This window comes from Oceanobacillus sp. HCA-5259 (assembly GCF_037892815.1).
Taxonomy (GTDB): Bacteria; Bacillota; Bacilli; order Bacillales; family Amphibacillaceae; genus Oceanobacillus; species Oceanobacillus indicireducens.
In genome coordinates this window covers 115,935-134,900 of sequence record NZ_JBBKBV010000002.1, presented here as the reverse complement: position 1 = coordinate 134,900, position 18,966 = coordinate 115,935, and the positions used below count along the sequence as shown (strand labels likewise).

At 41.6% G+C, this 18,966-nt stretch carries 13 protein-coding genes; 8 read left to right on the top strand and 5 right to left on the bottom strand.

Annotated elements, in window-relative coordinates:
* Window positions 1–16 precede the first annotated feature (16 nt).
* The 5 genes from WKU33_RS01895 (at window position 17) to srtB (ending at window position 5,673) form a co-directional block, all read left to right on the top strand.
* On the top strand, window positions 17–1,846 hold the full coding sequence (locus WKU33_RS01895; protein WP_188856258.1) for an NEAT domain-containing protein: 1,830 nt from the start codon (window positions 17–19) through the stop codon (window positions 1,844–1,846).
* 291 nt (window positions 1,847–2,137) lie between these two features.
* Complete coding sequence (isdE, locus tag WKU33_RS01890; protein WP_268239577.1) at window positions 2,138–3,091, top strand: heme ABC transporter substrate-binding protein IsdE; 954 nt, start codon at window positions 2,138–2,140, stop codon at window positions 3,089–3,091.
* 23 nt (window positions 3,092–3,114) lie between these two features.
* Window positions 3,115–4,098, top strand: a complete 984-nt coding sequence (locus tag WKU33_RS01885; RefSeq protein ID WP_188856259.1) for a FecCD family ABC transporter permease — start codon at window positions 3,115–3,117, stop codon at window positions 4,096–4,098.
* Entirely contained in the window at window positions 4,088–4,858 is a 771-nt protein-coding gene (locus WKU33_RS01880) for an ABC transporter ATP-binding protein (protein WP_188856260.1), read from the top strand. Before WKU33_RS01885 ends, WKU33_RS01880 begins: the two co-directional genes overlap by 11 nt.
* Window positions 4,859–4,881: 23 nt before the next feature.
* Window positions 4,882–5,673 (top strand): class B sortase, encoded by a 792-nt coding sequence (srtB, locus tag WKU33_RS01875; RefSeq protein ID WP_188856261.1) that lies wholly within the window; start codon window positions 4,882–4,884, stop codon window positions 5,671–5,673.
* Between the two features lie 187 nt (window positions 5,674–5,860).
* On the opposite strand, the gene WKU33_RS01870 is transcribed toward srtB, so the two are convergent.
* From WKU33_RS01870 to WKU33_RS01860, 3 genes are all read right to left on the bottom strand, one after another.
* Window positions 5,861–7,321 (bottom strand): DASS family sodium-coupled anion symporter, encoded by a 1,461-nt coding sequence (locus tag WKU33_RS01870; protein ID WP_188856337.1) that lies wholly within the window; start codon window positions 7,319–7,321, stop codon window positions 5,861–5,863.
* Window positions 7,322–8,001: 680 nt separating this feature from the next.
* Window positions 8,002–8,859, bottom strand: coding sequence for a malate synthase (locus WKU33_RS01865; RefSeq protein ID WP_188856262.1), 858 nt, complete (start codon window positions 8,857–8,859; stop codon window positions 8,002–8,004).
* 291 nt (window positions 8,860–9,150) lie between these two features.
* Window positions 9,151–9,735, bottom strand: a complete 585-nt coding sequence (locus WKU33_RS01860; RefSeq protein WP_229782569.1) for a TetR/AcrR family transcriptional regulator — start codon at window positions 9,733–9,735, stop codon at window positions 9,151–9,153.
* 234 nt (window positions 9,736–9,969) lie between these two features.
* Here WKU33_RS01860 and WKU33_RS01855 point away from each other — a divergent pair, with 234 nt between their 5' ends.
* Together WKU33_RS01855 and WKU33_RS01850 are read left to right on the top strand one after the other, a co-directional pair.
* Window positions 9,970–11,952 carry an efflux RND transporter permease subunit gene (locus tag WKU33_RS01855; RefSeq protein WP_340452894.1) on the top strand — a complete coding sequence of 661 codons (1,983 nt, stop codon included), beginning with the start codon at window positions 9,970–9,972 and terminating at the stop codon, window positions 11,950–11,952.
* Between the two features lie 11 nt (window positions 11,953–11,963).
* Entirely contained in the window at window positions 11,964–13,775 is a 1,812-nt protein-coding gene (locus WKU33_RS01850) for a YhgE/Pip domain-containing protein (protein WP_340452892.1), read from the top strand.
* A gap of 192 nt (window positions 13,776–13,967) precedes the next feature.
* Here the strand turns inward: WKU33_RS01850 and WKU33_RS01845 are convergent, their stop codons facing one another.
* Window positions 13,968–15,170, bottom strand: coding sequence for a M20 family metallopeptidase (locus WKU33_RS01845; RefSeq protein WP_340452890.1), 1,203 nt, complete (start codon window positions 15,168–15,170; stop codon window positions 13,968–13,970).
* A 704-nt stretch (window positions 15,171–15,874) separates the two neighbouring features.
* On the opposite strand from WKU33_RS01845, the gene WKU33_RS01840 reads away from it, so the two are divergent.
* On the top strand, window positions 15,875–16,423 hold the full coding sequence (locus WKU33_RS01840; RefSeq protein ID WP_156855644.1) for an NADPH-dependent FMN reductase: 549 nt from the start codon (window positions 15,875–15,877) through the stop codon (window positions 16,421–16,423).
* Between the two features lie 86 nt (window positions 16,424–16,509).
* On the opposite strand, the gene WKU33_RS01835 is transcribed toward WKU33_RS01840, so the two are convergent.
* Window positions 16,510–18,570 carry a catalase gene (locus WKU33_RS01835; protein WP_340452888.1) on the bottom strand — a complete coding sequence of 687 codons (2,061 nt, stop codon included), beginning with the start codon at window positions 18,568–18,570 and terminating at the stop codon, window positions 16,510–16,512.
* Window positions 18,571–18,966 lie beyond the last annotated feature (396 nt).

Genomic DNA, 18,966 nt, shown 5'->3' with positions numbered 1-18,966 from the left:
CAAGGGAGAGTATAAAATGAGAAAATGGTTTCTTGTTTTAATTGCCGCAGTACTGGCTCTGCCGCTTTTCGGCACATCGGTGTTTGCGGAAGAGGAAGTTGTTTATGAAGATGGGGATCATGCAATAAAAGCAATTTCCCTTAAAAAAGATTCAGATGATCCATCTGGTGCAGCTGGGTTCATTAATGAAAAAGCTGTATTAAAGATAGTGGATGGAAAAGCTATCTTGGTTATTACAGTGCCACATAATGAAATGGCTGAAGTTACAGGTATTCAAATTGAAGGGACTAAAGCTACTGTAACCGAGGATGCTGCTGCAAAGTATATGGCATTTCCGCTAGAAACTATTAAAGCAGAACTCAATGCCCAAGTGCAATATGAGGTTCCGGCAATTGATATGAAAGGTGACGAACCATTCCGATTTATTTTAGAGGGTTTGCAGGAAATACCAGTTGTTGAAGAGGAACCAGAAGAACCGGAAGAAGATCCAGCTCCTGAACAACCAGAAGAGCCTGCCAAACCGGAAAATCCAGAGCCTACTAAACCTGAACAACCAACAGAACCAGAAGATGACAACGAAGCGGATCAAGAAAAAGAAAACGTTGATTCAGAGTTTGCTCCAGATGAAGCATACACGATTACGTATAAATCAGATATTCCTTTAGAACGTTATTTCCATAATCCAGCTGCGTTATTATATAAAGATGGAAAAGCATACATCCAAATTGTTGGTAATATGGGGCAATACGTTGATTATCTGACGATCAATGGTGAGAAAATTACATTAAGTGATGTAGATACTAATGATAATTATATTGCCCAGTTCGAAGTTGCTTCACTGGATGCAACATATGAACTTGGTATGTACATAGACACTCCGATAGGCCCTATGGAACATACTGCAGAGATTTCGTTTGTAGAAAAAACGAAACAGGAAGTTGACGTGAATAACTACTCTTTGTTAGCACCAGAGCAAGGTAAGAAGCCAGGAAAAGATCCAAAAGAAGATAAAGACAAAGAAAAAGCACCAAAAGAAGACAAAGATAAGAATAAAGTAACACCAACAAAACCTGAAAAACCTGCAGGTAAAGATAAAGACAACAAAAAAACACCTAAAACTAAAGCACCGAAAAAAGATGATGGATTAGTCCCAGATAAAGCATATGAGATTAATTATGTAATCAAACATGAAACAGAGGATCGCCCATCTGCTGCAGACAGTTTCTTTGTTAAACCAGCTATTCTTTTAGAAAAAGATGGTGTCTACTACTTGCAAGTCACTGTTAAAGGAAGCGAGTTTATCAACTCCATCAAAAATGAGTTTGGCGAGTTCGTTTTCGTTCGAGAAAATGTGGATGGTTCTGTTGTTTATCAGCTAAAGATTGGCGGTAAATTAACGGACGAAATTATTCTTGATATGGTACTTACCGTTCCAGGAGTTTATGAAAACCAGGAGCACACTGCAAGGCTCATACTTGATCCGGGCAGTATGAAAGCTATTGATGTAAGCAATTATCTGTTAGTTGCATCAACAAATGCAAACGGACCTGATGCTGAAAATGCGCAAGATCCGGAAGAAAATGCTGGTATAACTCCAGGAAATAACAATCCAGGAAATAATAATGATACCAAATCTGGTAATAAAAAATTAGATCCAAACACACCGGAAAAACCGCTACTAGGTGATTCCAATAATATCACGGGAAATAAGTCTGTTGATACGAACACCAACTCAAGCGGGCCTAACCCAAAAACAGGCGAAGAAACAAACATTATGTTGTACTTGCTATTATTGATTGCATCAGCAATTCCGTTAGCTGTGCAACTGAAAAAACGCTTTGCGTAGAGTGAAACTTCATTTAGAAGGGGGAGACGCAAAAGATTTGCCGGGCCGTCGTAAAGACAGCTGCCCGTGCTTAAGTCGAGCGTTCTTTTCCCCACTAAATGTTAGTTGAACCAATCGAGCCGTTACTGGCTGTTAATCTACGCAAGACGGGACATGCAGAACCTGACGAACACCAGGATCTGAATTGTCCCGACTTGTATTTTAACTCCCCAACTTTCTAGCGCCTCAGATTATTTCTCCTTCTATCCTTTATACATAATGATGCGCAATTTTTTAAAAGAGGTGTAAACAGTGAAAAATAAATTATATGTATTTTTAATGCTTTTATTTATGATTGTACTAGCTGCCTGCGGATCTGATGAATCAGCAGCGAACCCGGACGAAAGTGCAGACTCAGAAGAAGCTGCTGAAACAACAGAGGAAACAGGAACAGAGGAAGAAGCTGAACCGGCCCTGGAAACAGATGGTGACATCATTGCAACAACCGTGGCAATCGTAGAAATGATGGACGAACTGGAATTAGATCTTGTAGGGGTTCCAACATCTTATAAAGATCTCCCAGCCCGTTATGAAGGCGTTACAGAAATCGGTATGGCGATGGAGCCGGATATGGAAGTCATCCTTTCCTTAAAACCAACAGATGTGCTTACCGTAACGACATTGGCCGATTATGTGCAAGATTCCTTTGCCCAAGCAGATGTACCAGCTACATATATGAATTTAGACAGTGTGGAAAATATGTATGAAGAAATTGAAGCACTTGGTGAAAAATATAATCGTGAAGATCATGCTGCTGAACTAGTAGCTGAATTCGAAGGGAAATTAACGGAAATAGAAGCGAAAATTGAAGGATTGGAATCACCAAAAGTACTTATTCTTCTAGGTGTCCCGGGCAGTTATCTTGTCGCAACGGAAAATTCCTATGTCGGTGACTTAGTCCGCCGCGCTGGTGGAACGAACGCAATTGCCGATACCGATCTAGAGTACGTATCAGCAAATACGGAAGTTTTACAGCAGACTGATGCCGATATTATTTTACGAATGGCCCACGGTATGCCAGATGAGGTAGTGGAAATGTTCAATAAGGAATTCCAGGAAAATGATATTTGGAATCATTTTAAAGCAGTTCAGAATGACAGAGTCTATGATTTAGAAGAGACCCGTTTTGGTACAACAGCTAACTTGGCAGCTGCAGAGGCACTGGAGGAGTTAGTCGGATTTCTTTACCCGGAATTAGTAGAGTAGGGCTTACGAAAGAGGTTTTTTAGATGTACAAAAAGTTAATCAGTTTTATTGCCGTGATTGGCTTGCTTCTTTTTGTAAGTCTTTATTCCATGATCACGGGCAGTATTGAAGTCGGACTTGGAGATCTTATTACTGGATTATTTACAGGTACAAATGAAAATGTGGAAATTATAAAAGATTTGCGCCTGCCGCGAATCATTATCGCTTTATTTGCAGGTGCTTGCCTCTCGGTTTCCGGTGTGCTTTTACAAGCAGTTTTACGGAACCCGCTCGCTGAACCAGGTATAATCGGGGTATCTTCAGGTGCTGGATTCGTTTCAATTTTGATGATCACCTTTTTCCCGACACTTTATTTCTATACACCATTATTCTCCTTCATCGGTGGGGCGGCAGCATTCTTGCTCGTTTATCTATTTGCATGGAAGTCAGGGCTTGATCCGCTGCGGATGATTTTGATCGGGGTTGCGATTAATGCATTGTTCACGGGGCTTAGTCAATTGTTATCCGCGCAAAATGCAAGCAGTCTCATGTCAGGTATTTCCGTTGATGCATCGACACTCACCATGAAGACCTGGGATGATGTGGGGATTATCACACTGTACGGGACGATTGGTCTTCTGCTTAGCCTGCTGCTTTATGCATGGTGTAACCATTTAGGTTTAAAGGATAAAACGTTGCGTAATCTCGGTTTCCAGGTGAACCGAGCGCGATTCATCATCTCTGTTGTAGCTGTTCTGCTTGCATCGATTGCAACAGCGATTGCCGGGATGTTCACCTTTGTCGGCCTGCTTGTTCCGCATATCGGACGAGTACTCGTTGGGAATGACCATAAAGTATTGATCCCATTTTCAGCGCTTGCGGGAGCCCTGCTTATTGTAACAGCGGATACTTTGGGGCGGACAATCATGGCACCAATTGAGATACCGGCATCGATCATTATGGCCGTAATTGGTGGACCATTCCTGATATTCCTACTTAGAAAGAGTGATCGGATTTATGGAAATTAAAGATATAACCTTTTCTTATCAGGATAAAGTAGTAAGACTGCATGGGATTGAAACTAGTATTACTCCAGGGAAAATTACGACGATACTTGGTCCGAATGGTTCGGGGAAGTCAACACTTCTTGGCGTCCTTACGAATAATCTCGCACCACAAAAAGGCAGCGTCATCTTAGATGGAAAAGCAATTAAACAATATAAACCGAAAGAACTTGCGAAAAAGCTTGGGGTTGTACATCAGCAAAATAACGCTCCGTCTGGAATGACGGTCGAAAAGCTAGTTTATTACGGAAGACTTCCCCATAAAGCAGCCTTCACGCAGCACGGAGACAAGGATGAAAAGAAGGTGACCTGGGCGCTGGAACGTACCGGACTAATCGAAAAGCGCCATGCCCCGTTAGACAATCTATCCGGCGGTCAGCAACAACGGGCGTGGATTGCGATGGCGCTTGCTCAGGATACACCGTATTTATTCTTGGATGAACCGACTGCCAACTTGGATATCTTTTACCAATACGAGATACTAGAATTGGTAAAAGAGCTATGTAAAGAGGAAGGTCTTACGATTGTGATGGTCCTCCATGACATCAATCAGGCAATCCAATACAGTCATGAAATCATTGCGATGAAAAACGGTCGGATCATTTCCCATGGTAATCCGCGGGATATTGTTACCAGGCAATTGATGCAGGAAGTGTATGGTGTAAATGTCGTTGTCAAAGATGATCCAGCGCTTGGCATGTATATCGTGCCAATTGGAATTTAACCGACTTAGGTGAGGTGGAGGTTATGAATAATAAAATGAAACGGATACTGTCAATTGGAGTAACACTCGTATGTGCAGGCGTTTTCGTCTATGCGGCCCATGGGTTAATCAGTACGTATCTTGATTATCACAAAAACAGTAAAACAATGGATGATCTTCAGCAAACCTTTTATGAAGGTGGAGGTTTTACAGAGTGGGCAGATAATGATGGCGATGAGCTGAAAGTCCGTTCGGGTTTCGATATTTTGCTAGGTGAAAATGAAGAGCTGGTTGGATGGATTACAGTAGACGGGACGCAAATTGATTATCCTATCCTTCAAGCGGATAATAACAATGATTATTTACGCAAGGATTTTTATAAAAATTATAATATTCTCGGCAGCATTTTTATGGATTACCGGAACGATGTTACATCCCTTGGCAAGAATACAATCGTTTATGGCCATCGCACAAAGGACCAATCGATGTTTGAAGGCTTAACGAAATACGCGGACAAAGCATTTTACGAAGAACATAAAACATTCACCTTTGATACGTTATATGAAAGCTACGTGGCAGAAGTTTTCGCTGTCTATAATACGACGACCGATTTCAATTATATTCAAACTGAATTTGCCGATGATGAAGATTTTAACGCATTGTTAAAGGAGAGTCTTTCCCATTCTTTATATGAAACGGATGTGGACGTCAATGCAGATGATCATATCCTTACCTTATCGACATGTGATTATGAGCTGGACGAATTTAAAGGAAGATTTGTCGTGCAAGCTAAATTAACGAAAAAAGACGGTGGCTCCATGCATGCCGTTCAATAAAAACGAGCAGGAACTCAAGGGGATTTTCGTGAGTTACCTGCTTTTTTTAGATGTATTGTGTTTTTCGATTTATTTCAATTGTTATCCAGTGTTAAACGCGCAAAAACTCTTCTTTATATGTTATTCCAATCTATCGGTATTTTAACTTTTTAATCATTATCGTAGTAAACCACTAATCTCTTAATACCTACAACAATCCAATCCACTGCCAATATGTGGCACTGAAAATAATGATGAGAAGATAGCCTATGACGGTTAATGGTATTCCCGATTTTAGGAAATCTTTTGCCGTAAAGGTTCCTGTTCCATAAGCAAGCATACTTTGCGGTGCATTCACTGGAAGCAGAAATCCGAAGCTTACAACAAACTGCATAATGACTACGAGCCCAATTGCATTAAAGTTAGTTGCCTCCATACTGCCTGCAAGCGCGATAACGATTGGAATGAATGCAGAAGCAAGACTTGTTGCACTTGCAAAGCCAAGGTGGATCAGTATATTAAAAGCAGCAAGCAATGCAATCATCATAACGAGTGGCATCGAATTAAGCCCCATCGCTTCAAAAGAGTTCGCTGATAACCAGGATGCACCCTCTGTGGACAATAGGACGGTTCCAAGTGATATACCGGTAGCAAAAACAATCAACGTTCCCCAAGGTACCTTTTGCTGAACTTCTTTCCAGCCAAAAATTCCGACAATCGGCGTCAACATGACGGCTACAGCGACAATCATAATGGTCGTCGAGTCGAATGGATGGAGCAATCCTTCCGTTGACCAGAGGATAAGCAGGGCGAGTGCAATAATGATAAGTTTCTTTTCTTTAGAAGACATCTTACCTAACTCGTCTAGTTGTTTTTTGAGACTGTTTCCTTTCGTTATATCTGGGATGTCAGGTTTAATGAGTCGAGTCATGACAATATACAAGACAACAGACATAATAATTGACCAAGGAGCGGCGTATAAGAACCATGCGCCCCATGTGATATCCATTCCATATTCGGCTTTGATAAAGCCTAAAGCGACCATATTCTGTGCGGCTGCCGTTTTAATCCCAATATTCCAGATTGAAATCGACTGAACTGCAGTAATCATCAATAAGGCCGCAAGCCTGCTTTCTTTCGCTAGACCAAAGGCGGCAACAATTCCTAGGAGGATCGGTACGAGTGTACCCGCTCTAGCTGTAGCGCTTGGAACAAATAAGGCTAGGACAAAACTTACTAAAATTGTACCCATAACAAGGCGGCCTGGCTGTGTACCCACTTTCGATAAGATATATAAAGCAATGCGCCGGTGCAAGCCAGTTATTTCCATCGCTGCGGCTAGAACGAGAGCACCACCGACAAGTAGTACGGCAGTGGAGCTAAATCCGCCGATTGCCATACTTAAAGCCTCGCTTGTACCGTACGTTACAGATGGGTCTTCTATTGTAGGGGATAGACCAATAAATAATGCGAGTAAACTGACGATCATCACAGCGCTCACAGGATATGTTACTGCTTCCGTTATCCAGAGAATAACGGCAAAAGCAAGCACGGCGAGAGCACGTTGTCCAGCTACAGGCAATGTTTCCGGATTTGGTAACAATAAGATAACGAACATGACAGCCGTTGCAATAAGTAGAATGCTGAAATTTCTGCTGTTAATTTTCATATGTAATTCCTCCTCTAACGTTGTATCTACTGCAGTATAACTGGCTGTAAAACTCCGAACTAAAAGTGTGGGATCAACAGCCAGTAACGGCCCGATTGGTTCAACTAACATTTAGTGGGGAAGAGAACGCTCGACATAACACGAGCATCTGTCGTAATGACGGAACCAGCTCATCTTGTGCGTCTCCCTCCACTAAATGAAGTTTCACTTTATCGCAGTGTAACTGGCTGTAATCCTCCCACTTCAAATTTTAAGAATGTTCAAGAATGCTGAGTGGGAGATCAACAGCCAGTAACGGCCCGATTGGTTCAACTAACATTTAGTGGGGAAGAGAACGCTCGACTTAACACGAGCATCTGTCGTAATGACGGAACCAGCTCATCTTGTGCGTCTCCCCCCACTAAATGAAGTTTCACTTTACTACTGAAAGCATTACCAACCCCTACCTTCATTATACGGTAATGGAAGATGCTATAATAACTTATCTCTGACATTTTGTTAAACTTTTACAGCTAACTTACTATTCCCCATATCGTGAAAACAAAACTGGCAAATAACAAAGGCGCTTGCGCCAGATGCGTGGCAAATTTAAGTTATCCAAAGAATTTTTATTTTAGTTTTCAAGACAAAGAAAAAAGAGGTTAAGCCGAACATATTAGTGGCTTAACCTCTTGATCACATTATTGATTATACTTTAAAGCACCGTTTGGCTCTGGAATTTCGTTTGGTTCGAGTTGGTTCATCTTGCAGAAATGTAAGAAGAATTCTTCAGCAAGTTGCAATTCATTTGGATCTTTCTTAAGTGCAATAATATCTTTCAAGATTTGCGCTGCCCAAATGTTATCGAAATAACGATATTTTCCTGTGTTCCATGTCATGCGGTGCGGATATTTTTCATTAATATAGTAATTCCAAAATAGCATGTCTTCTGCTTCTTCATCGGAAAGTTTTAATCTAAGTTCAGAATGGGCAGGAATGATTCCATCTTCTGCCAATCTGCCGATGAATGTTTCTTCCACCATGTAAAGGCCGACAATTTTTCGTTCCTTTTCCTCTTCTTTATCATCCCGTTTTGTTAACAAAACAAGACTATTTTGATGGAGACGCACGGGTTTGTTCGGTTTACCTTCGTTTTTACCGCTTCTAATTTCACCAGCGAATACTTGCCAATCGGTAAATGCTTGCTCTTCTTCTGTATCCTCAAGCCAAAATACTAATTGGGATTTATCATGGAGTCGATGGTTTTTCAGTAATTTTTTAAGTTCATTCATCCGTTGCTGTTCTAAAATTCGCTGTGCTTGTTCTTCTTCCCGTTCTTTCTCGAGTTGTTCTTGTTTGGCTTCAATCTTCGTAATAGCTTGTTTTAATGTAGCTTGTGCCGAATCATCTTTGAGCTTTAAAAACTTTCCAAAGGCATCAGGAAAAACAAACTTCTTCGTTACCTCATCAAAATCAATTGTTACAAACTCATCATCTTGGTCAACAATGCTACCATTACCGAAACTTTTGTGCATGACCTTTTTGTCAATCAGATTCATTTTTCCACTCCTTTAGATTATGCCCACGACATTCTTCTCGAGCGATACGACTTTTGCATGTATGCTTCCCTGTCCAACAGCAGGTGAGTTTTGGGACAAAAAGAGAGCATCCAAATTCAAAACTCAATGAAGATGCGCTGGAAAAGTATCGTCGTATAATTACAACAACTATATTATATCACTTTTCAGGGAAAGACACAAGTTATCTATTGACATCGATGTTTTACCTGTTGTATAATGAAAATTTTTCTGTATTAATATTTCAGCTGTTCCTACTGAAAAAGCTTAGAATCAAGGGAACATTTCCCAATCAGTCCCATAGATTCCATGGTTAATTAAATTATTAATGAGCTTCGCCATTTTATGCGGTGGCTCCTCCATTCCGCCAAGCAACCACATCTTCAACACATGCACACTTCCACTAATGATGAATGCAGTCAGATAAGAAGAGAGCTGTTGATCGGTTTGCTCAGATATGATCCATTCACTCCGAATGGAAGCTTGTGCAACTTCTCTTACTTTCCGTTCAAAAGACGTCTCATCACTAACATTTAACAGGATAATCAACTCTTCCTGCTTGGCGGCGAAATAGCTAATCAATTTCTCCGTCATCTTTAGTGCGTCTTCCTTTTCCTGTAAGTTATACGTGTTCATATATTGCTTCATATCCATAACGATTTCGTCTTCAATTGTTTCAAGAAGCTCGAATTGATCACGGTAATGGGCATAGAAGGTCGAACGGTTAATATCAGCTCGCTCGCATATTTCTTTGACTGTAACCTGGGAAAAGGATTTCTGCTTTAACAGCTGGAGAAGACTGTCCTTTAAAACCATACGTGTATATTTCTTTCTTCGGTCAAGTTTTTCAGATGTCATCTTTTTGTCCCCTTTATTTTAGAATTATCCAACACTTTCTTAAAGGAAGTTGGATATTGGACGAATTTTATCAAAGTGTTTGTTGATAAACCAACACTGTGTTTTATATAATGTTAGCGTGATAGATTATAAAAGTAAAGGTAAGCAGATAGAAAAGGGTGAGATACGATAAAGATTGCAGCTTGGATTATTGAAAAAAGAAAATCGATCGTTATTACGTTTGTAAGTCTTGCTATGATTAGTGTCATCCTCCAATTTTTCGTTTCCGTTAATTATAATATGGTTGATTATTTGCCGGATAATGCTCAATCAACTGAAGCAATTGAAGTGATGGAGGAAGAGTTCGAAGGAGCAATTCCCAATGCCAATGTCATGATTTATGATGTATCCATACAGGAGGCACTCGTATATAAGGAGAAACTCGAAACAATCGATGGGGTGACAGATGTTATTTGGCTTGATGACGTGATGGATATCAAGACCCCGATTGAAGTTGCTGATCAAGATGTAGTGGAAAGTTATTATCAAAATAATAATGCATTATTTTCCTTCGTTATTGCTGATGGAGAAGAGGTACGAATTACGGATGAAATTTATGAAATAATCGGTGAAGAGCATGCGCTAGCAGGTGAAGCGATGGACACGGCGACCCAGCAGAAGATGGCATTCACAGAAACGATGTACGCAACAGCGCTGCTCGTTCCGATTATCATTATTATCCTCATCCTTTCAACAACTTCATGGGTAGAGCCATTATTTTTCCTGATGGCAATTGGTATTTCAGTCCTGATTAACCTTGGAACGAATATCTTTATCGGAGAAATATCCTTTGTAACCCAGTCGGTTGCTCCGATCCTGCAGCTTGCCGTCTCACTCGACTATGCGATCTTCCTGTTGCATAGTTTCTCCGACTACAGGGAGAAGGTTGGGGATCCGAAAGAGGCAATGCAACTTGCGATTAAGCGCTCGTTTCCGGCAATTATTGCCAGTGCATCGACGACGTTTTTTGGATTTATTGCACTAAGCTTAATGAACTTTGAAATTGGTTCTGACCTTGGGTTTAACTTGGTGAAGGGAATCGTCTTTAGCTTTATTAGTGTTATGGTCTTCCTTCCAGCGTTTACGATCATGTTTTATAAATGGATTGATAAGACACAGCATCGTCTATTTATTCCCAGCTTAAACCGGGTTGGAAAGGGTTTAATGAAGTTAAAATATCCAGTTCTAATCCTTGTGATCCTTCTTATTGTGCCAGCATTTATGGCACAGAGCCAAACGGATTTTATTTACGGAATTGGTGAACAACCAGAAGAGACAAGGGCAGGTATTGATATTGTGAAGATTGAGGATGAATTTGGAAAAAATACACAGATGGTCCTGCTTGTTCCGAGCGGTGATATCGGGAAGGAAGAGCAGCTGGCCCAAGATTTGCTTAAAAATGATGAAGTGAAAAGCATCATGAGTTATGTTACGACGGTCGGTGCTGCTATTCCACCTGAATACCTGGATGAAGACATAACAGAACAGTTTTATTCAGACAATTACAGCCGGTTTATCTTAAATACGACAACGGAGGATGAAGGGGATGAAGCATTCGCATTAGTCGAAACAGTAGAAGAGATGACGAGCGATTACTATGAGGACTTCTATATGCTCGGGGAGAGTGTTACGTTATATGATATTAAATCTGTCGTCACAGATGATAATACATTCGTGAATGTGATGACGATTGTAACGATTGCGCTTGCACTTATTGTAGCATTCAAGTCTCTTTCCTTCCCGATTGTCTTGTTACTGACGATTCAAGCATCGGTTTGGATTAACCTGGCTATTCCGTACTTTACAGAAACACCACTTGTTTTCGTCGGGTATCTTATCGTAAGTACTGTACAGCTTGCGGCCACGATTGATTATGCGATTTTACTGACCGAGGATTATACATTGAAACGGAAGGAAATGCCGGCATTACAGGCAATAAAACAATCACTGAATGACAAGTTTTTTGCCATTTTGATCTCAGCATCTATTCTTTCTACTGTCGGCTTCATACTTTGGCTTACATCGACGAATCCAATTGTATCTTCCATTGGATTATTGCTCGGCAGAGGGGCATTGCTAGCATTTCTCTTAGTCATTATCTTCCTGCCGGCATTACTTGTGTTATGTGATAAGGTAATTGAAAAAACAACATGGAAAGCAAACTTTTTCAAGGAGTGATGATAAGAACGATGAAAAAAATCTTGATTGTTTTACTCAGTATTTTCCTCGTTCTGCCGGGAACATTCCCGGTCGCGGCTGCTTCCAGCAATGAAGAGAAGGAAGCCGGTGTGGACAATGCGGGGCAGGTAGTAGGTAAAGATGAAGTGGTTTATGCAACCTTAAGTCCTGATGGGATAGGGAAAGAACTTTATATCGTGAATAGTTTGGAGGTGAGCGAAGGAGGGCAAGTTGTAGATTATGGAAAATACAGCAGTGTAAAAAACCTTACCGATTTAACTGAAATTACTCAATCTGGGGATACGGTCGAATTGACAGCATCTGAAGGCAAGTTTTTTTATCAAGGGACGCTGGAACATACGAGTCTTCCATGGGAATTCCAAATTACGTATTTGCTGGACGGCGAAGAGGTAACGGCAAAGGAGCTAGCTGGTAAAGATGGGACCCTGGAAATCCTGATAGAGACGTTTGAAAATGAAGCAATCGATTCCGTTTTCTTTGATAATTATTTATTGCAAATATCCTTTACGCTGGACGGGGAGAAGACGAGTAATGTTGAAACGGAAGAAGGAGTCCTCGCCAATGCCGGTAAAGACATTCAAGTAACATACTCTGTCATGCCGGAAGAGGAAGCAGTATTATCAACGACGGCAGATGTAACGGATTTGGAACTGTCTGGCATCGATATAGCTGCCGTTCCGCAAAGCATGTCAATAGATGCTCCAGATGCAGATGAGTTTACGGATGAAATCGGCACACTCGCTGATGCGCTTCAAGAGATTGACCGTGGCGTGCTCGGATTAAAAAGTGGAACAGAAGAGCTTCATGACGGTACAACAGCACTGCAGAACGGTTCTAGTGAATATCAAAATGGGATTCATGCATTAAATAACGGTTCTAGTGAATTAATAAGTGGCTCAAAAGAAATCCAGGGGGCACTGGACGCAATTGATAAATCTTTAAGTGAATTTAAGGGAATGGACGGCAGTGGTTTTAATGAGATTACAATTGCTTTAGAAGAGTTTGCTAAGGCTCTAAGGGAGATTAAGGAAGGGCTTATCAGCTTGAAAAATGGTTTCAGTGGAGCGTATGAAGCCCTCGATCAAGCGATAGAGGCAATTCCCGCCCATGAGATTACCGAAGAAGAAATTATTGCGTTAAAACAAAGTGATGCGAATCAGGAAACAGTAGATAAATTGCTTGAAGTGTATACTGCCTCGCTGACAGTAAAAGGAACATATGCCGAAGTAAAAGAAGCCTTTACCTCTGTAACAAGCACATTGGAAACAATTACTGCTTCCCTGGAAACGATGGCAACCTCTATAGAAGATATGATGGACGGATTCCGTGACTTTCTTGATAAAATGGATCCGGCAGGTGGATTAAAAGAATTACAAGCAGGCATCTCGACGTTATCTGCTAATTACCAAGCATTCCATTCTGGTCTTGTTGCGTATACAGAAGGTGTTGGGGAACTTGCTTCGGGCTATGCAGAAATCAATCAGGGGATTGGTGAATTAAATAACGGTACTGGTGAACTGGCAAACGGTGTTTCTGAACTTCGTAATGGGACATCTGAACTTGCGGAAGCGACACAGGATATGCCGGAACAGGTAACAAAAGAAATTGATGAAATGCTTGCACAATATGATAAATCTGATTTTGAAGCCGTTTCATTTGTTTCCGAGAAGAATGAGGAAGTGAATTCAGTTCAATTTGTTTTAAAAACGGAACCGATTGAGAAAGTAGAAAAAGATAAGGAAGAAGAAGCAGAGCCTGAAAAGAAATCACTTTGGGAACGGTTTTTGGATTTATTCAGATAAAAAAGATGCACCTCAATATGGGTGCATCTTTTTGTTATCACGCATTAACGGTCTGTAATACCCCCACCTCTAAACATGAGGGAAGCCCAAGATGTGAAGGAGGGGTATACAGTCCGTAAAACCCTGATTCTGTTCAACTAACATTCAGTGGGGAGATAAGGAAACCCCAACTGAATGAAGTTTCACTTTATGTTACGCGTTTTTCTCTGCAATAGATTTCTTGTGTTCATTCTTAATTTGTTCGAGCAAAGTCTGATTCGAGAGCAGGCGGTAGCCGGTTGTTGCTAATGCCTTGGCACCGGTAAGGAGCGCGTGATCTCCCAGCTTGGATTTAGCGGCTTCTCGGAATTCAACCGTGTGGGCAACGAGATCCTCAGACCCAATTTTTATATAGCAGTGGGCAGTGGGAACCTCATGACTAATGTTACCGGCGTCTGTCGAGATTTTTCCTTCAGATTCCTGAATGACATCTTCTTCTCCCACTGCTGTTAATTCTTCTCCAAGCACTTTATCGAGCAGGGGAGTAATGACAAAGTCTTTTACTTCATTCTGGAACCGTTCAATTTCTACTTTTGCTCCGGTGGCAAGGGCTGCTCCTTCAGCAATCGCACGGACTTTAATTGCGACCTCTTCTGTTTTCTTCCACGATTCAGCCCGGATAAAAAAGCGAGCAGCTGCATATTCAGGGATGATATTTGGAGCGTCGCCGCCATCTGTTATGATTCCATGAATTCGCACGTCTTGCGGGAGTTGCTGTCTTAATGCACTGATACCGTTGAACAATTGGATAACCGCATCGAGTGCATTAATTCCTTTCTCTGGGGAAGTAGCCGCATGGGCCGGTTTCCCGTAGAACTTAAAATCAAGAGGTTCTACAGCGAGTGTATCTTGGGAATGCGTCGTTTTACCTCCTGGGTGGAGCATAAGTGCAGCATCAATATCTTTCAAGTAGCCATGCTTTACAAAGCTGCCTTTTGCGCTGCCATTCGGTCCACCTTCTTCGGCGGGTGTACCAAGCACAATTACGCGTCCGCCTGTATCCGCTACCACTTTTGAAAGCGCAATAGCAGCTGCAATACTTGATGTTCCGATAATGTTATGGCCACATGCATGACCAATTCCCGGGAGGGCATCATATTCTGCGAGAAATGCAACAGAAGGACCAGGTTTTCCGCTATCTTTTACCGCGTAGAAAGAAGTTTCATGGCCTGCAACAGCTTTATCAACTGTGAATCCTTCATTAATTAAGTTTTTAATATGTAAATCACTAGCGAAAAATTCCTCATTCCCAATTTCCGGATTTTCATGGATGGAATGACTCGTTTGTAAATAATGTTCTTTATTATTTTCAATCGATTGTATTAATACGTCTTTCACAGCTTGCGTTATCGCCACCAAAAACTCCTCCTTTTGAATTTAATAAACCAACAAACACGTCTAATGAATCCGAATCACTTCTATAATCGCCGTTCAGTTGCCCGGTGGACGGATGCGCATCCTAAGGCACAGCCGACGCCTCAACGCACAGGACGTTAATGTCAGACGTTGCCACATACGGGAGCGTTCTTAGTCTGCCTCGGGATGAGCACTAAGGGGTCTTCGGACTCGTGCTATTCCCGCAGGAGTCACCGTCCACCGGGCAACTGAACTGTAGAGAGGATTATTATTAATGGAAAATATCCCACCATGATAGGTGCCCTCTTACTAAAATGAAAAGTAGTGCTCCAAACTTGGCCTTTCCTCGGAGCAGTCCAGACACCTCGAGACTCCTGCGGGAGGATAGGCTTGGTGAGACCCCGCAGTGGGCTTGCCCACGAGGAGGCTCACCAGCCGCCCGCGGAAAGCGAGAGGTGTCTGGACTGCGGACCTCCAGAAGTAAGTTGCACATACTTACGCTGAATGAAAGTGATTACTTTGATATATACAGTATAAGTGATAATGGATACCTTGTGAAATCAAATAGGCTTATAGATCAATATAGGAGCATAAAAATGGTGAGATTGCGCAAAATAGAAGGAAAGGGCAATTCTATTGACAGGTTATTTTTGATAACTTACTATTGAGTTGTAATTAAATTTAAACAGAATAGGATGATTTAGATGACTAAAGTAGGTATAGTAGTAGGAAGTATCCGTAATAATTCATTCTCCGAGCAGCTTGCGAAAAATATTGTCGAGTTGTTCCCGGCAGGCTATGAAGCAGAGTTCGTCGAAATTGCAGATCTGCCACTTTATAACCAAGATTCTGATGAAAATATCCCGGAAGTGTATACTAATTTCCGTAACACGATAAAAGGTCTTGATGCAGTTATATTTGTAACACCAGAACATAACCGCTCGATTCCAGCTGCACTGAAGAACGCGTTAGACGTTGGGTCCCGCCCTTATGGCTCGAACGTTTGGGACGGTAAACCGGCTCTTATCGTGAGCCAATCTCCAAGTAATTTGAGTGGTTTTGGTGCGAATCACCATCTGCGTCAAGTGCTTGCATTCTTAAATATGCCGGTCGTTCAACAGCCGGAAGTGTATATTGCAAATGTCCACGAATTACTTGGTGAAGATGGTAAAGTCACCAATCAGGATACAATTGGATTCCTGCAATCGGTAGTAGACGCTTATGTTAGCTTTATAAAGCGGCACGAATCATAAGAATGACTCTAATTTTATAAAAACTTCATCCCATTAAAAAAAGGAAATGGTATAGTAATCATTTCCTTTTTTTTCTATATATAGAATTACTTTCTATTCCAGAATCGCATCTGGGCAATTGCTGATACAAAGTCTTCACCGAAGTTGGCATTATTTGCGGCAAATACGACACCTGCTAAATTATTCCCTGCTGAGGACTGAATAAAGCTCTCTCCAGTGGTTGCAACACCAATTGGTTTATAGTGCCGATATGCTACATGGACAAACTCTGTCACATCAACATTGAATTTCCTTTGATTGTTGGCACTACCTCCAACGACATATAGTGAGTCAACGAGATAAGGACTTGAGGTAAGAAATGTTTCATCTACTTTGAGCTCTGAGCCATCAGATCCGGTAACGGTACCAAGTGTTTCGCTGATAATGACAACAAAGACGCCATACCGCTCGAGCGTGTTCAGAACATTGTTTACTTCATTACTATTGAAGCCATCACCAATCAGTACACCTACTTTTTGTGTGTATGCGTATTTGGGAGTGTTTGCTTGGCTCAGGGAAGGGTAGCTGGTAGAAACAGGAACATTGGTGCCGCTAGGACGATTTACTCCAATATTATCTGCAATAATATTAGCTAATTCCTTATCCACGTTAACGAGAATGTCAACAACTTGCTGTCTGACAAAATCCCTTTTTACACTGCCTACCTGATAGCTAAGACCATCAATTGTATGTTGTTTTTCAACGGGAGTTAGACTATTCCAGAAAATTCTCGGTTGCGAATAGTAATCATTGAATGATTCACTTCGCTTTCGGATGACATGCCCTTCAACTTTTGTTGGATAATGCGCATACCCGCCTTCCTCAGGGGGCGTTGTATATGGGGTATTATTTGCTATTGAGTTCCTATGATAGTTTACTTGATCGACATCGATCCGATATCTCATAAACCCTTGTCGCTGGTTATTATGGAAAGGACAGATCGGTCGATTAATCGGCAGGTCTTGGAAGTTAGCTGAGCCAAGACGGTGGTATTGGGCGGTTTGATAAGCAATTAACCTACCTTGTAAGACAGGGTCATTCGAGAAATCAATCCCAGGAACAACGTTTGCAGGGTTAAAGGCTACTTGTTCTAATTCTGCAAATTCATTGTCCACATTTTTATTTAATGTCATTTTGCCGATGAGCTCAACAGGGATGAGTTCTTCCGGCCAAAACTTCGAAGGATCAAGAATGTCAAAATCATATTTAAATTCATCTTCTAATGGTATGAGTTGAACGCCCAATTCATATTCGGGGAAAGCGCCACGGTCTATTGCCTCTATCAGATCACGGCGATGGAAGTCTGGATCGAGCCCGCCGATTTTCAGCGCTTCATCTTGCAATAAAGAATGTACCCCGAGAACCGGTTTCCAGACAAATCTGACGAACGTTGCTGTCCCTTGTTCGTTGACGAGGAGATACGTATTAATGGACCAGGATTCCATCATACGATAGCTCCTTAAAATGCCGCGGTCAGACATAATCCAGAGCACCATATGCAGCGCTTCTGGGTTATTGGCTACATAATCCCAAAAATTATCGTGGGCCCCAGAAGCTGTAGGAATATCGGTACGTGGCTCGGCTTTGTAGGCATGCATCGCATCGGGAAATTTCATTGGGTCTTGGTTAATTAATACAGGCATAGCAATTGTGGTCAGATCATAATTTCCCTCTTCTGTATAAAATTTCGTCCCCCAACAACGTAAATCTCTTGCGGTATCATAAGAATCTTTGCCACCTTGTACAGTGGAGAAGCGGACGAATACAGAAGTCTTCTTCCCGGCTTCCTGCAAGAACCCGGCCTTTGTAAACTGCTTCATCGATTGATAACATTCAAACTCCCCGTGTGCCCCGTAGCCTCTTGCGTGAACGACTCGTTCCGGTATCCTTTCTTTAACAAAATGTGTCATCTTTTCAAAGTAGTGAAAATCCTCTAATAATCCAGGGCCCCGTTCTCCTGCTGTTAATATTTCCTCATCATTGGATATCTTTAATGATTGATTGGTTGTCAATGGTTTTCCGGTGTTTTTTACCCGGAATTTATCCAATTGTTCATTTTTTTCATTTTGGTTATGGGAGCCTTGATTTCTTGATGGCTTATCGTCCATTTATAAGCACCTGCCTTATTTTCTAAATTTCAATCCCATTTATATATCTATGCCTCAATCTTATTTCTAGAACTTAACTATCGAACCTGATTACTTTCATACAGCGTAAGTGTCTGCTCTTTCACTAATTAAGGCGCTCTAATCGCCGTTCAGTTGCCCGGTGGACGGATGCTTTCCGTGGGCACAGCTGGAGCCTCCTCGGGCTACCGCCCTGCGGGGTCTCCAGACTCGTGCTTTTCCCGCAGGAGTCACCGTCCACCGGGCAACTGAACTGGTAAGATGATTATTATTGAAAGCATTTATTCTAGTCCCATGTCACGATAGAAATTATATCTGTGGAATAATAAAGAGTGATCTAAATTAGGCTTTCCCTCGGAGCAGTCCAGACACCTCGAG